The 13777-nt window shown below is 35.4% G+C and carries 16 protein-coding genes; 4 read left to right on the top strand and 12 right to left on the bottom strand.

All coding sequences use genetic code 11. The features are described from left to right. Positions 1-90: 90 nt before the first annotated feature. Genes BC6307_RS18250 through BC6307_RS18225 form a run of 6 tightly spaced genes read right to left on the bottom strand, consistent with a single transcriptional unit; the run spans position 91 to position 4958 of the window. A complete protein-coding gene (locus tag BC6307_RS18250) occupies positions 91-408 on the bottom strand; it encodes a globin family protein (protein WP_066412321.1) in 318 nt (105 codons plus the stop codon). A gap of 24 nt (positions 409-432) precedes the next feature. Continuing rightward, positions 433-624, bottom strand: coding sequence for a hypothetical protein (locus tag BC6307_RS18245; RefSeq protein ID WP_066412322.1), 192 nt, complete (start codon positions 622-624; stop codon positions 433-435). A gap of 13 nt (positions 625-637) precedes the next feature. Continuing rightward, positions 638-1147: a QcrA and Rieske domain-containing protein gene (locus BC6307_RS18240; RefSeq protein ID WP_066412326.1), complete on the bottom strand. Its 510-nt coding sequence runs from the start codon at positions 1145-1147 to the stop codon at positions 638-640. Continuing rightward, on the bottom strand, positions 1144-1716 hold the full coding sequence (locus BC6307_RS18235; protein WP_066412334.1) for a 4Fe-4S dicluster domain-containing protein: 573 nt from the start codon (positions 1714-1716) through the stop codon (positions 1144-1146). The genes BC6307_RS18240 and BC6307_RS18235 overlap by 4 nt, the downstream gene beginning before the upstream one ends. Next, positions 1709-3868 (bottom strand): formate dehydrogenase subunit alpha, encoded by a 2160-nt coding sequence (gene fdhF, locus BC6307_RS18230; RefSeq protein ID WP_084380182.1) that lies wholly within the window; start codon positions 3866-3868, stop codon positions 1709-1711. Before fdhF ends, BC6307_RS18235 begins: the two co-directional genes overlap by 8 nt. A gap of 1 nt (position 3869) precedes the next feature. Further along, positions 3870-4958 (bottom strand): hypothetical protein, encoded by a 1089-nt coding sequence (locus tag BC6307_RS18225; protein ID WP_066412336.1) that lies wholly within the window; start codon positions 4956-4958, stop codon positions 3870-3872. A gap of 184 nt (positions 4959-5142) precedes the next feature. Here BC6307_RS18225 and BC6307_RS18220 point away from each other — a divergent pair, with 184 nt between their 5' ends. Together BC6307_RS18220 and BC6307_RS18215 are read left to right on the top strand one after the other, a co-directional pair. Next, the gene (locus tag BC6307_RS18220; protein WP_066412338.1) at positions 5143-6447 is read left to right on the top strand and encodes an MFS transporter; all 1305 of its coding nucleotides are present in this window, start codon (positions 5143-5145) and stop codon (positions 6445-6447) included. An 84-nt stretch (positions 6448-6531) separates the two neighbouring features. Further along, positions 6532-8307, top strand: a complete 1776-nt coding sequence (locus BC6307_RS18215; RefSeq protein ID WP_066412340.1) for an extracellular catalytic domain type 1 short-chain-length polyhydroxyalkanoate depolymerase — start codon at positions 6532-6534, stop codon at positions 8305-8307. Between the two features lie 256 nt (positions 8308-8563). Here the strand turns inward: BC6307_RS18215 and BC6307_RS18210 are convergent, their stop codons facing one another. The 5 genes from BC6307_RS18210 to BC6307_RS18190 all read right to left on the bottom strand — a co-directional run bounded on the left by BC6307_RS18210 (position 8564) and on the right by BC6307_RS18190 (position 12840). Next, positions 8564-9760, bottom strand: a complete 1197-nt coding sequence (locus tag BC6307_RS18210) for a tyrosine-type recombinase/integrase (protein WP_066412342.1) — start codon at positions 9758-9760, stop codon at positions 8564-8566. 113 nt (positions 9761-9873) lie between these two features. Continuing rightward, positions 9874-10746, bottom strand: coding sequence for a DUF3037 domain-containing protein (locus BC6307_RS18205; protein WP_066412344.1), 873 nt, complete (start codon positions 10744-10746; stop codon positions 9874-9876). Then, positions 10716-11714: a hypothetical protein gene (locus BC6307_RS18200; protein ID WP_066412346.1), complete on the bottom strand. Its 999-nt coding sequence runs from the start codon at positions 11712-11714 to the stop codon at positions 10716-10718. Before BC6307_RS18200 ends, BC6307_RS18205 begins: the two co-directional genes overlap by 31 nt. A gap of 67 nt (positions 11715-11781) precedes the next feature. Then, positions 11782-12363, bottom strand: a complete 582-nt coding sequence (locus BC6307_RS18195; protein WP_066412349.1) for an ImmA/IrrE family metallo-endopeptidase — start codon at positions 12361-12363, stop codon at positions 11782-11784. Positions 12364-12414: 51 nt separating this feature from the next. After that, a complete protein-coding gene (locus tag BC6307_RS18190) occupies positions 12415-12840 on the bottom strand; it encodes a helix-turn-helix domain-containing protein (protein ID WP_066412352.1) in 426 nt (141 codons plus the stop codon). Positions 12841-13001: 161 nt separating this feature from the next. On the opposite strand from BC6307_RS18190, the gene BC6307_RS18185 reads away from it, so the two are divergent. Beyond that, positions 13002-13235: a helix-turn-helix transcriptional regulator gene (locus BC6307_RS18185; RefSeq protein WP_066412354.1), complete on the top strand. Its 234-nt coding sequence runs from the start codon at positions 13002-13004 to the stop codon at positions 13233-13235. A gap of 10 nt (positions 13236-13245) precedes the next feature. Here BC6307_RS18185 and BC6307_RS18180 read toward each other — a convergent pair whose 3' ends face one another. Further along, positions 13246-13524, bottom strand: coding sequence for a hypothetical protein (locus BC6307_RS18180; protein WP_066412357.1), 279 nt, complete (start codon positions 13522-13524; stop codon positions 13246-13248). Positions 13525-13575: 51 nt separating this feature from the next. Between BC6307_RS18180 and BC6307_RS18175 the strand changes: the two genes are divergently transcribed. After that, a complete protein-coding gene (locus BC6307_RS18175; RefSeq protein ID WP_066412359.1) occupies positions 13576-13776 on the top strand; it encodes a hypothetical protein in 201 nt (66 codons plus the stop codon). Position 13777: the final 1 nt, after the last annotated feature.

Raw genomic sequence — 13777 nt, 5'->3', positions numbered from 1 at the left:
CTCGGACATAACTATTTCTAATGGTTTACTTGTTTAATTCGTAGAAAAACTCGCTAATCGCTTTGTCACAAGGACTTGCGATTTGCGAGTTTATTTAATAACAATATTTCTATATCGTTCTAGAGCTTGTTTTGCTTTTTCATAAGTATCACTATTGGAATCGAGCGAAGAAATGAAGTGGTCAATCATAGAATCAAAATGTTTTCCTTCTAACGAGAGGTGTAGATGAGCATTTGCGATATCTTCTTCTGAATATGTACCTTCCTCAAAGGCATGCGAGTAAAATGTTTCTGGATGATGCTTGTAACGATCAAAGTCAATGTTGTTAAATAAATCTTGAAGGTTAGGATCTTGTTTAATTTTTTCAAAAAACTTTTCTTCAACTCCATTTGTATTAGATGATTCCATATATGACACTCCTTTTTTAATCAGTTAATTAAGTACTTTGTCTGCTTTTCTAAAAAATATATATGTTATGATTGTTACGAGGAACATAAATCCAAGTGACCAAAAGTAATAATGCAAATCATCATAATGACCGGCTAAAAATTCTTCTGCCATAAACTGCACAAGTACTATTTGAACAGTTAATAAGCTCATAAACACCCACCAAGCCATTTTCATTGATTTTCACCTCCTAATGGTGTTCCGTCTGGGTCACACCTACTGCGTATATGCCGTTATTTTTAAAAGTCAATTCAACGATAGGCAGCCCTCTTGGGGGAGGACCGGCTATTACAGAACCATCTTCTACATTGAAAAACCCGTGATGGCAAGGACAAATTAGCTCCGTTGTTTCCTTTTCAAAATAAACAGGGCACATTAGGTGAGTACATTTAATGTTATAAGCGCGATATTCATCCTCAGAAATTCGAATTAAAAGAGCTGGATCATTTTCATTAGGAAAATGAAATGTAAAACTATCTCCTACCGCTAAGTCTCCTTCATTTACAATAAAGTGCTCTAAATTAGCTTCCGCTTGATTTTCTTTCCACTTCGCTACTGCTAATAGTGGAGTAGAGCTTAAGAAGAACACTCCCATTAAGGATAAAGTAGAGGCGATAAAGCCCCTACGATTAAGTTCTAACTCATTACCTCGTTTAATGTTAAACGTTATTTTTCGAAGAAACTCTTCAAATTTATTCATGATGACACCTCTTCGTTATCCCAAAATCCAAAACGATTGTTTTTTGTATCGGGAAGGCCGATAACAGTTTTCGTTTCTATAACAGTACCTCCAAAGTCCCATTTGTATTGAACTGGTTTTGCAGGGGAATTTTTTAATTCTTCTTCATCTAAAAACTGAATAGTATCCGTTGGACATACGCTAGCACACATAGGTGGCCTTCCTTGTTGTGTTCTGTCATAGCACATATCGCATTTATACATTACTTTCTTTTGGTCATCTACTCTTGGAATTCCAAAAGGGCAAGCGTACGTACAGTTTTTACACCCGATGCATTTTTCTAAAGAAGCAGATAATACAAAGCCATCATCTGTAACTGAAATTGCTTGAACTGGGCATGATTCAGCACAAGCTGGTGTTTCACAATGCATACAAGGGGTAGGGGATGTAGCGACAGTTTCTCCAGGATTTAATTCATCTACAAACATTCTAGATAAATGATCATGTCCACTACATTCCTCACAACCAATAATACAAGCACGACATCCGATACAACGTTCATAATCAATATAAAGAACTCTATTACCCATGTTTTTCACCTAAAGTTTCTATTTTTTCTAGTTTTGCTGCACAAACCTTAAACTCTGGTATTTTAGACTTTGGTTCTAGAGCAGGGTTCGTTAAATGATTAATGGCGAGTTGCTTTCCCCAATGATAAGGAACGAAAATCATATCTTCTCTAATAATCTTTGTTATTTTTGCTACTACTTTAATATGTCCTCGTGGACTTGATATTTTTACAAGTTCACCGTTTCCGATATTATATTGTCTTGCTGTATTTGGATGTATTTCTACATATGGGTCAGGACAAAAATTAGTTAGTGCTTCAATTCTTCTCGTTTGATTACCACTTAAATAATGATATACAACTCGCCCAGTAGATAAAATTAGTGGGAATTCTTCACTTACTTGTTCGTTAGGTCCTTTATGCTCAAAAGCTAAAATTTTTGCTTTTCCATCAGGGAAATTAAACTTTTTATCTTCAAAAAGTCTTGGCATTCCTTCATCATCTTCAGTTGGACAAGGCCAAAATACTCCTTGCATTTTTTCAAGCTTTTCATATGTGATTCCGTAATAATCGGCAATACCCCCTTTACTAGCAACACGCAATTCATTAAAAATTTCCTCTGGAGAATTATACTTAAAGTATTTTCCTCGTCCTAAACGGTCGGCAATTTCGGAAATGATTTCCCAGTCTGCTTTCACTTCACCGGGTCTTCGATTTATCCCTTTTAAACGTACGACTCTACCTTCTACATTTGTTGTTGTTCCGTTATCTTCAATCCAAACAGTTGAGGGAAGTACAACATCTGCAAGTTCAGCGGATTCGGACATAAACATATCAATTGCTACGAAAAAATCTAGGCCCTTTAAATATTCACCAACATCACCAATAGAAGGCGAAGAAACGATGGGATTGCTACAAACTAATAAAAGTCCTTTTATTTCTTTTCCTAACTGTTGAAGAATTTCAAATGCACTAAGACCAGGACCAGGGATTTCTGATTCCTCTACACCCCATACACTTGCAATGTATTCACGGGCTTTTGGATCGGTAATTTTACGGAATCCTGGGAGTTGATCCGTTTTCTGACCGTGTTCTCGACCACCTTGTCCATTTCCTTGACCTGTAAAGGTCGCAAATCCAGAACCTTTTTTTCCAATTTTTCCAGACACTAGGGACAAGTTTACATATGTGGAAACAGCATCAGTACCAGTTGCATGTTGTTCAACACCACGAGCGAACATGACCATACCTTCTTTTGCTTGTCCATATAGTCGTGCTGCTGTAATAATTTTTTCTGGAGCAACTCCAGTAATTTCTGCTACTCTTTGTGGAGTATAGGATGCAACAACTTCTTTTAATCTTTCATACCCAGTCGTATGCTGTTCGATAAATTGTTCATCTACTAGACCATCGGCAATCATGACGTGCAATAGGCCATTTCCGATAGCCACATCAGTTCCAGGCCGAATATCTAAATGTACATCTGCTACTAACGCAGTCTTTGTTTCTCTTGGATCAATAACAATGATCTTTGCACCCTTATCACGAGCACCCCAAATATAAGGCATAGATAATGGATGACATTCAGCTGTGTTAGAGCCTGCTAATACAAGAACATCCGCCTCTTTTATATCAGACCAAGGATTAGTAGAGCCACGATCAATCCCTACACTTTGATTAAATCCGTAAGAGGCTGAAGACATACAGTATCTTCCGTTATAATCTATATTTTTCGTACCTAAGCCTATTCGCGCAAATTTCCCCATTATGTAACACTTTTCGTTTGTCATAGATGAGCCACTATAGAGACCGAAAGCATCTTTTCCGTATTTCCCTTGAATGTCTTGAATTTTCGAAGTGACTAAATCTAATGCTTCATCCCAAGTCGCTTTCACGAGTTGCCCATTTTTACGAATAAGCGGATGTAAAATTCTTTCACGATGTTCAGCCTGTCTGTATGCAGCAACACCTTTCGGACAAAGACGTCCACCGTTCATAGGGAAATCATAGCGCGGCTCAACACCTACGACCGATTGATCCACAGTTTTAACACGGATATTCATCCCACATTGCATACCACAAAAACAGCAATGGGTCGAAATTAGTTCCTCACCATCACGAGTGATAGGCTCATAATTTCGTTGTGAGTAGTTTTCGTTTTGTATATGAGACATATTAATCTCCTTTCTGTAAGCCGTTTCTTCCGTTACTCTCTAAAACTAAATTACTATGTTCTAGCTTGATTTTTGCATTATATCCACCGAGTCGGTGACTAACCCTTCTACATTCAGCGCACATATCAGAAAAATGATGTTCAGTATTATCAATAGGTAGTGGTAAATGTCGCTTTTGCAGAGTTAATTGTACGTCACTAATTTGGGTTTTTGTCGCATATTCTCGCCCACATTTGACACAAGGCTTTTGTTCCTCCATTGCATGATACATTGGTACTACGACTGCTAAAAATCTAAGCGGTAGATGCCAAAATTTACTGAAAGGAAAGTAAAGTAAAAAAACAATGACAGTAACTTGATGAATAATTGCCATCCCCATGTAAAAGAAACCTTCCATCCAAATGGCTGAAACAGTTAGTAGAGAACCAGTTATTGAAATAGCAATGAGTAAAATTAATGGAAAGAAGTCGTACTCTTTTGATTGCTCCACCAATTTCTTTTGGTCCGTTACACGTCGATACATAGCCATCCCACAACCAATAATGACTGCAATGCCAGCCCAGTTTAGTCCGTGATAAATAATGATAGCGATAATAGAATCTGCTGGCATGCGAAAAAGTGGTATACCGAAAAATACGGCTACATATGTTTTCGTTCCTTCTAATTCAAAATGAAGCCAGTTTAAAACGAGGGCAAAAGTAATACCAAACGATATAAGTACCCCCCAGGAAATGAACATATGTTGTATCCAACGATAATAAGAGCGGCTTCGAATAAATTTTTGCTCCCCTATGTTCGAATACAAAGTCTGCAAAACAAACTTTAAGCCTTTTGGACTTAACATCATTTTTATTCCTTGCTTCCAAAGTCTTCGAGTTGGTGGTCGTAAAGTCCAAGATGTAATCCGAATTGTTAATAAAACAAAACAAACAATTGTTGCCCACAAGTATCCATATAGTGCTAAGTCAACATATCCTAATCTTTCAGAACCGAAATAAACAGAAAAGAATACAAGTACTAAAACGATAAATGAATTTCGCGCAGCCTTTTTTGTAAACAAAAAGGATTCTTCATACGGATAGTAATTCATAACGATGCCCCTTCTTCTTATCTATGTTTGCTGTTATTATTCCAATTTCTTCTTTTAAAATACGATATTTTAATAGGTTTAATTGATTCTAATGAATAGTTAACGACTTTTAATAAAAACTAAACTTATTAATTTTTCTTGAAATAAGCAGTAAACCGCTAATAATGGATAAGGGGCATTTAACATGAGACTAACAGAATGGAATCCAAGTGATCCAATATTTTGGGAGAGGATAGGGAAGAAAATAGCCTATCGAAATCTTATCATTTCAACTTTAGCACTTCATTTAGCATTTTGTATTTGGCAAATGTGGTCTGTAATGACTATAAATTTAGCGAGTGTAGGTTTTACTTATACTACAGATCAAATGTTTACACTAACTGCAATACCAGCGTTAGTTGGAGCTGTACTTCGCCTTTTTTATTCTATAGCGATTACGTATTTAGGTGGACGTAATTGGACGGTTATTAGCACGATTGTTTTAATAATTCCAGCAATAGGAATAGGACTAGCGATACAGAACCCAAATACTCCGTTCTTTACGATGGCGATTCTTTCTGCTCTTTGTGGGGTAGGAGGGGCTAATTTTGCATCTTCTATGGCGAATATTGGTCCATTTTTCCCGAAAGACAAGCAAGGAACAGCTTTAGGAATTAACGGTGGGATAGGAAATCTTGGAGTAAGTGTTGTGCAATTTGTAGCTCCCGCTGTAGTAGGGATTCCGTTATTTGGAATGTTGTTAGGTGGGCCTCAAAAGATGATGTCTGAAAATGGTACCGAATCAATTTGGTTACAAAATGGTGCATTTATTTGGGTTATACCTTTAGTAGTTATTTCTATCTTTGCTTTTTTTGGTATGAACAACCTACCAGCGCCTAAAGTCTCACTATTAGAACAAGCTCAAGTCTTTAAAGGAAAACATATGTATTTAATTACAATTCTATATATTATGTCATTTGGTTCGTTTATTGGTTACTCAGCAGCTTTTCCTCTATTAATAACAAAACAATTTCCTGAAGTAAATGCGCTTCAATTTGCTTTTTTAGGACCTTTATTAGGCGCAAGCTTTCGCACGGTAGGAGGGTATTTTGCTGACAAATTTGGAGGGGCAATTGTTACTTTCATTGCAGTTATTATCATGGTGTTTGGAACGGGTGGTGTTGTTTACTTTGTAGGGGAAAATACAAGTAGTTTTTTAGGATTTTACCTTATGTTCATGATTCTCTTTTTAGCTGGTGGAATTGCAAATGGATCTATTTTTCGTATGATACCTATTATATTTGGACCGAAAGAAACACCCGCAGCAATTGGTTTTAGTGCCGCAATTGGCGCGTTTGGTGGATTTTTTATACCAAAATTATTTGGCTGGTCATTTGAATGGTTTGGTGGTTCTCAATTTGCTCTTTACGTTTTCATTTCTTACTATCTTTTATGTGCCATCATATTGTGGATTTACTACGCGAGGCCGGGAGCGGAATTAAAATGTTAGATCAAAAGCTCGTACTGTAACCCATTTGTAACCCCTTTTCATTATAATAAATTTTCATGATATGAAAGGGGTTGGTTGTATTTTATGACAGTAAAAAAAGGGTTGTTTGTACTTGTTTCGATGATGTTGTTGTGTGCATTCATGGTGTATCCGATTCCCGCTAGTGCTACAGGCCAGTTTCTATCTGGCTCTTTTGGAGGGAAACCGTATAAATTATATGTACCTGATCAATATGATTCAAGTAAGTCTTATCCTTTATATGTCATGCTTCATGGGTGTACACAAGATGCCAATCAATTTGCTACTGGGACACAAATGAACCTTCTCGCGGATGAGGAAGAATTTCTAGTACTATACCCAGAACAAACATCATCTGCAAACTCCAATAAGTGTTGGAATTGGTTCGAAATAGCTCACCAATCGCGTGGTAGTGGTGAACCAAGTGTTATTGCAGGTATGGTCAATCAAGTAAAAAATAACTACTCTATTAATGGTGAAAAAGTGTATGTTTCTGGATTATCAGCTGGAGGTGCTATGAGCGTTATTATGGGGGTTACGTATCCGGATATATTTTCTGGTATAGGAGTTGGAGCTGGTCTTGAGTACAAAGCTGCTACTTCAATGATTAATGCATTTACTGCGATGTCAAATGGTGGACCAAACCCTCAAAATCAAGGAAGAATTGCGTACGATGCGATGGGACAATATGCAAACCCCATCCCGGTTATCGTTATTCATGGTACTTCTGATTACACTGTTGCCCCTATAAACGCAGACCAGGTTATTAGTCAATGGGCTGTAACGAATGATCTGGCACAAAACGGACTAGAAGACGGTTGGATTGATGATCAACCTGAAGCTATTACGAATTTATCGGTACCTGGAGGAAGAAATTATACAGTTAGTGACTATGAGACTCGAGACGGAAAAGTATTCATGAAAAAGGTTGTCGTTCAAAACATGGGCCATGCCTGGTCAGGAGGCAGCTCCCAAGGAAGTTATACAGACCCTCAAGGACCAAATGCAAGTAGAATGATGTGGGATTTCTTTGAAACATTTAGCAATGATGAAGACGAAGATGCTCTAATTACTAATGCAACCCCACCTGGAGGAATATACTCAGCTCCGATTACAGTAGAACTTCATACAAATAAACCTGCCACAACTTTTTATAGTACGGATGGAACGACACCAACAACTAATTCTGATGTATACACTTCTCCAATAACGGTTACACAAAATACTACGATAAAATACTTTTCTGTCGATAGTGATGGAAATACGGAAGAAATAAAAGAAGAAATATATGTGATAGATGAGGATAGGGTAGACCCTCCGCCTAATGAGGCTATTCATATACCGTCTATTTGGAGTGAAGATGGCTTTGTAGGCCAGTTTTCTGCTGATGGAAGAGGAAGTGGGGATATTAAAGTCGGAGATAAGGGAATGTATAATACGGACACATATAGAGGCATTCTCTCATTTGACACAAGTATGCTATCTTCCGAAACAATTTCCTCAGTAAAATTAAGAATATATATTAAAAGTCAGCAAGGATCAGTTTCCTCTATAAATATAGATATGAAAAATGGTTATTTTGGCAGTACGTCTTCAATAGAACAAGGAGACTATAGTGCTGTAGCAACAATAGCAAATGTAACTAGTTTTCAACCAACTCAAACTGAATATGTTGAAATAATGCTGCCAACAAGTTCTTTAACTTCTATTAATAAAAATGGTAAAACACAATTTCGGTTAAAGGCTGTTACAGTTCCAGGATTTCCTTCTAATGTTATCGAGTTTTATGGAGGGGAGCATGTACAGTTTACACCGAAGCTTATTGTAAATGATATAGATTAGGAAAATCATATAGTAAAACACCACCTCTAACATTATGAGAGGTGGTGTTCTTTTTTTATAGAAATATATAGATGGAGCATAGCGGGATCGAACCGCTGACCTTTTGGCTGCCAGTCTAAAGTATTAAATATGAAAAGTAAGTAATAACTAGGAGAATCCCTGTTGCTACAAGGTTTCAGTCCGTTTGCTTCTAGTTTAATTATGATGATTTTGGATAGTTGTTGACGGATTTAGTCAACAATCCGTCAACAACCTTTTATTTTGCTTCTCGTTTCATAAAAATACTATCTAATTTATTTGCAGCCTCTTGATCTGCTTTCTGTAGAGCATGACCATAGGTATCCATAGTAATACGAATATCGGCATGACCAAGTCTTTCAGAAATTATTTTAGCATGAACCCCTTGATTAATTAATAACGTTGCAGACGTGTGTCTAAGATCATGCAGACGAATAAAACGTACACCTGCATTACTTATAAAGCGTCTCCACCAGGTAGTAGGAGTAGTTGGATAAAAATGAGTACCATTTTGGTTACAAAATAGCCACTCATGTTCTTTCTCAGTCCAAATTTCTCCTAGTTGTAGTTTTTCTTTCTTCCAATGAAGGTGATATGCTTTTAGTTCTTCCATTACGGAAGGAGGTAAAGAAACTACACGTTTGGATTTTCGAGACTTTGGACTTTTGATAGTTGCACCGATCCTACCCTTAACTACAACCTGTGTAATATTAATAGAATTATTGTTAAAATCAATTTTTGACCATTCAAGCCCTAATAACTCACTTCTTCTTAATCCAGCTGCAAGTGCTAATGTTAGGAAGATCCTCCAATGAAATGGTTGATTTTGTGCTGCTTTGAATAAAGCTTCAACTTCATCTTCATCATAGACATTAATTTCTTTATCTACCATATTATTTTCTTTTGGCTTTTTTACATCTGCAACGGGATTATTCTTGATGATTTTCCACTCTACAGCGCGTTGAAGAATGTTTCTGATTGCCAAATAAGTCCCCTGTTTAGATCTAACAGAAATGGGTTCATTTTTTCCATCTACCCTCTCCATATTATCTAATAAATGAATTATATGAATTGGAGTAATCTTATCGATTCGTAAGTGACCGATATTTGGTATGATATGGTTTTTAATTTGAGATAAATAGCTTGAGAGAGTAGTTTCGGAAAGCTCTTTATCTGCATACTTCTTTTCCCACTCAGTTATAAATTTCTCCAAAGTCATTTTTTCTGGAGCAATATAGGCACCAGCTTCTACTTCCATTTTGAACTTTAACAATTCATCATTTAGGTAATCTTTTAGTTTCTTTTTCGTTTTTAGAAGTGATTCATCTTCTATTTTAATTGTTCTAGTGCGCCTTAAACGTTTTCCCTTTGAATTATATCCTGCTTCAACAGTTAATAAGAATGAATTTTTGCCACGCTGTTGGAAACTTGCCATTTTTTTCATCCTTTCATATAGGTTGTTTATAGGAACTTATGTTCGGTTTTTGTGTGAAAAAATAGGTATCCATATTGCAGATGCAATAGACACCTATGGTGAAAGAGGAAATATTAAGCTCCTTGTAAAAGTATTAATTCACTTTCATAATCTTCAACATCTTTTCCGTCACTTTCGATCTTTCTACAGAACATCTCGAAATCACCGGTATGAATATCTATGATGTTTATCCGTTGATCTTTTGATTGAAGGTATGAAAGTGTTTGTTTTACTGTCTTGTCCTCATTTAATTTATCTGTACTATCGTATAATAAGTGAAATCCTAAATCATCTTGCATTACATTTGTAATAGTGTTTATTTTTGTAAACCAATTTGTAAAATGATCTTTATTAGATGGAACAGCCTGCATAAAATTTAATACGCCATTTTTGTATACAAAGTCTATCAAAAAGTGCATGCTCTCAACGTTTTTAATCGGAGTGAATTTAACGTTAGGCTTTACTTTTCGATCAATAAGTTTTCTTTCATCGAAATAATTCCTCACATATTTTTTGGTAGTAATTTGTTGGTAATCATCACGGTTAATAAAATCGCTACCAATATAAGCAGATAATAATTGATTAAATAATGTATCTAAATTGTTAGTTAAAGCAAACGTAGGTTCTGAAGCTTTAAAATCCGGTGGGAATTCTTTGGCTAATTCTAATAAAAAAGTATGTGTGAATACGTTAGGGATTAGTAGATCATTACTATTTGGTAATTTTTCTAAATAGTATTCAAAATATTCCTTTTGAATTTTATACGAATCAAAATTAACTTGGTTACTTAAAATACCTCTTAATTTAATATTTCCCGTATCAAGTATGAAGTGTCTTACAGAACCTGAATCAGGTTGATGAATAATGACTCCAACATTTAATACTTCACCTTTTACTGAGTTAGGATAATATTGAATTACAGAGTACCAGTACGGCTTTCTCTCCACTCTAATTCACCTCCTGTGTAACTTTCAAAAGCCCTATTCATTGCTAATTGGTTAATCAATACCCTAATAAATTCTTTTTTCTTTAGTATATATTGTTTATAAAAGGATATTTGGTTAATTTTATCTACATACCATTCACCAGGTATATTATTAAACCATCCATCTATAATTGAAGTATTTATATTTTCAATTTTCTTTACTACATCCATAAATGAATGATCAGATGGATTTGAAACATCAATGTGTTGGTCTAATGCTTTAAACATAACACCTAGTCCAGATAATGGTGCGCCAGAATAAGTATGAAGATCCGATAAAACTTTTTGAACATAGCTTTTTGGATTGGCCATGTTTAATAGTTCTTGTCTTTTATTTATATCCCAACTAGGACCGTTAAAGCAATGTCCATGATCTATTGCGTAAACATATCTTTTTCCATTTTCTTTTGCAATCATTAGATTACCTTCATTTCCGAATCTATCAAAGTTAGCAGTTAATAAATCTAGTGCGATTATTTTTGCTATATCGTCTGTATTATGGATTCTTTGGAAAAATTTTTTCCACGGAGTCTTAATATAAGGTTTACCCATTTGTATTAACATTCTATACCCATTCAAAATATTGTCTTCAATATTTTCGATAAACCCACTTGCAAAATGGAACCCTACCGAATACCTATGTTCAAACTTTAATGCTGGGGCATTTTCAATAAATGCTTGATCAATGTTTGCAATAACACAGTTAGGGACCTTTATATCAAGGTATTTACAAATATTATAAACTAATACTTCTTGAATAAACATACTATCCCAAAACACCCATTTTTGAATTCTAGGGTCATATACATTTTGGTTCTTTAGAATATATGTATTACCGTCGCTCCCGATTACTTGGATTGGTTTACTCATCCCTGGCTTATCGTCACCAAGTTCCTTTAGAAATGCATCTATTTCTATAATGTTCACCAATACTCTCCCACCCCTTTACGTAAGCCTTTTGTTTTCTTATATAAAACCTTTCATTTCAAAGCCTTTACTAAATCCACTCAATACTCCCTAACTTACCATTAACAGTTGCCCCAAACCCATCAACACGACGGTTATATATAAGTTCCAAGCGGTATCTTGCAAACTCTTCCGTAACGATAAAATAGTCTGCAATATCAGAAATCATTATAGCCTCATCTGCTGCTGCAACAAAAACGTTCTTTAGAAACTTAAAGGGCATAAGTAAGTATGCTGCCATCCTTCTTGCCTGTGCTTCGGTCTTAGCTATAAAACTACTATTCATTGAAACTTGTGAAATGTGGTGGGAATAGCAATGGCTAAACTCTTCAGCTAAGATTATCTTTTTCTCGATTGGATCCAAATCAGGTTTAAGGTAAATAACTCCGCGTCGGCCACTTTCTTTTGGGAACGACATAGCCTTAATCCCATCTTTAATTTCTCCATAATAGAAGTGCTTGTCCAATGGTTTAATCTTTACTCCATACTTCCAGCATATATCGTACATATCTATCTCATCTGGATTGGAAAAATTGAAATGAGATAGTACTTTATTTGCTCTTTCTTCCCACCAATCACTTGTGGTTCTTTGTAAGATATTACTTATCTGCATAAATTTCTCATTCCTTGGTGTAATAAAAACTACCTATTTTACGGGTAGCTTTTAATCTTCAATAATATCGTCGTGATCATCATCTTCTTCAAGGTCCTTCTTGATGAATTCCCACATCTTAATAAGTTGCTTAATTTTTTTCTCAGGTGCGTTGGCTAAATCATGAAATAGGACTGGATGTTTTTTTATTTCTTCGAGGACTTTTAGGTCCTCAGGAGTTAATAATTGTTCATTAGATGTTTTATATGTAGCCGTTTCTTCTTTAATTACGTCTGTCCTACCAAGTAAGTAGTCAGTACTTGTCTCATATAAGTCTGCAATCCTAGCTAACATTTCTTTATCAGGAGTTCTTAGTCCGTATTCCCAATTTGCATATGTCGATACAGTTTTCATACCTAAACGCCTAGCAACTTCAGTTTTAGACCATCCTTTATCTTCTCTTAATTTTTCTAATATTTTGGGTGTTCTATCGTACATTCAAATACACCTTTTTCTAAGTTATTAAAATAATTTTATCATGTTTTACACAGAGAATATAAAAAGTTACACAAAAAGAATAAAAATTAGTTGACTTACACAAAACGAGTAATGTATTATTAATTCAAGGGTTACACGAAACGAGTAACGGAGGTGAGGAGATGACTTTAAAAAAACTTAGAGAAGTTCGTATTTCTCAAGGGAAATCACAAACATTTATGGCAAAAAAACTCGGCTATAAGTATGCAAGTGGATACGCTAATATTGAAATGGGGCGTACAAAGCCGAGTTTAGAAAAAGCTAAAGAAATATCAGAAATTTTAGGCGTTGAAGTAAATGAGCTTTTTTTTGACAAAAAGTTACACATATCGAGTAAAAATACAAATACAGCTTAAGAAAAATATCTTATTTAAATTGATTGGATTTAAGAAAATAATTCAGCGCATCAACATTTTTAGCTGAACCCGTAAATTCCTTATCTAATTTGGTAATAACCCATTCTTCTTTATATTCGGAGTGTTCATGAATTTGGATATGAATCTCTTGAGTGGTTAATCCAGTAGCAACAAAAGCAGCATTTTTTAATACAGGAATGGCGGTTCCGATTGTATTTAAAAAAGCTAGCATCGAAATATTTTCAGTTTCTGGTGCACTCAAATCGTAAGCAATTAGATATATTGGCATTTTATTTCGGTACCTTTCAATTTTTTACACACTGACTAGGAGGTGATTTAGTTGAATATCGAACAGAAAATAAATGATATCCGAGACCAAGTTACAATGCTCGGAAAAGAGGTCGCCGAGTTACAATCGACGACAAAATTTCCAGAGTGGATACATTTTAAAATAGGAATTTCAACTATCGAAGGTTTCCCTTACGATAACGAATTTTGGGTTAGCAGAATGGCACCAGGTGTTTCTGATTCAAATGAATAGC

It is taken from the genome of Sutcliffiella cohnii (assembly GCF_002250055.1).
In the GTDB taxonomy this organism is placed as follows: Bacteria; Bacillota; Bacilli; order Bacillales; family Bacillaceae_I; genus Sutcliffiella; species Sutcliffiella cohnii.
The sequence above is the reverse complement of the archived record's forward strand: the minus strand, read 5'-3'. Positions and strand labels throughout refer to the sequence as shown.

Bases quoted from the DNA above. Each gene is read 5' to 3' on its own strand.
- BC6307_RS18250 (WP_066412321.1), bottom strand. From the start codon at position 408: ATGGAATCATCTAATACAAATGGAGTTGAAGAAAAGTTTTTTGAAAAA.
- BC6307_RS18245 (WP_066412322.1), bottom strand. From the start codon at position 624: ATGAAAATGGCTTGGTGGGTGTTTATGAGCTTATTAACTGTTCAAATA.
- BC6307_RS18240 (WP_066412326.1), bottom strand. From the start codon at position 1,147: ATGAATAAATTTGAAGAGTTTCTTCGAAAAATAACGTTTAACATTAAA.
- BC6307_RS18235 (WP_066412334.1), bottom strand. From the start codon at position 1,716: ATGGGTAATAGAGTTCTTTATATTGATTATGAACGTTGTATCGGATGT.
- fdhF (WP_084380182.1), bottom strand. From the start codon at position 3,868: ATGTCTCATATACAAAACGAAAACTACTCACAACGAAATTATGAGCCT.
- BC6307_RS18225 (WP_066412336.1), bottom strand. From the start codon at position 4,958: ATGAATTACTATCCGTATGAAGAATCCTTTTTGTTTACAAAAAAGGCT.
- BC6307_RS18220 (WP_066412338.1), top strand. From the start codon at position 5,143: ATGAGACTAACAGAATGGAATCCAAGTGATCCAATATTTTGGGAGAGG.
- BC6307_RS18215 (WP_066412340.1), top strand. From the start codon at position 6,532: ATGACAGTAAAAAAAGGGTTGTTTGTACTTGTTTCGATGATGTTGTTG.
- BC6307_RS18210 (WP_066412342.1), bottom strand. From the start codon at position 9,760: ATGGCAAGTTTCCAACAGCGTGGCAAAAATTCATTCTTATTAACTGTT.
- BC6307_RS18195 (WP_066412349.1), bottom strand. From the start codon at position 12,363: ATGCAGATAAGTAATATCTTACAAAGAACCACAAGTGATTGGTGGGAA.
- BC6307_RS18190 (WP_066412352.1), bottom strand. From the start codon at position 12,840: ATGTACGATAGAACACCCAAAATATTAGAAAAATTAAGAGAAGATAAA.
- BC6307_RS18185 (WP_066412354.1), top strand. From the start codon at position 13,002: ATGACTTTAAAAAAACTTAGAGAAGTTCGTATTTCTCAAGGGAAATCA.
- BC6307_RS18180 (WP_066412357.1), bottom strand. From the start codon at position 13,524: ATGCCAATATATCTAATTGCTTACGATTTGAGTGCACCAGAAACTGAA.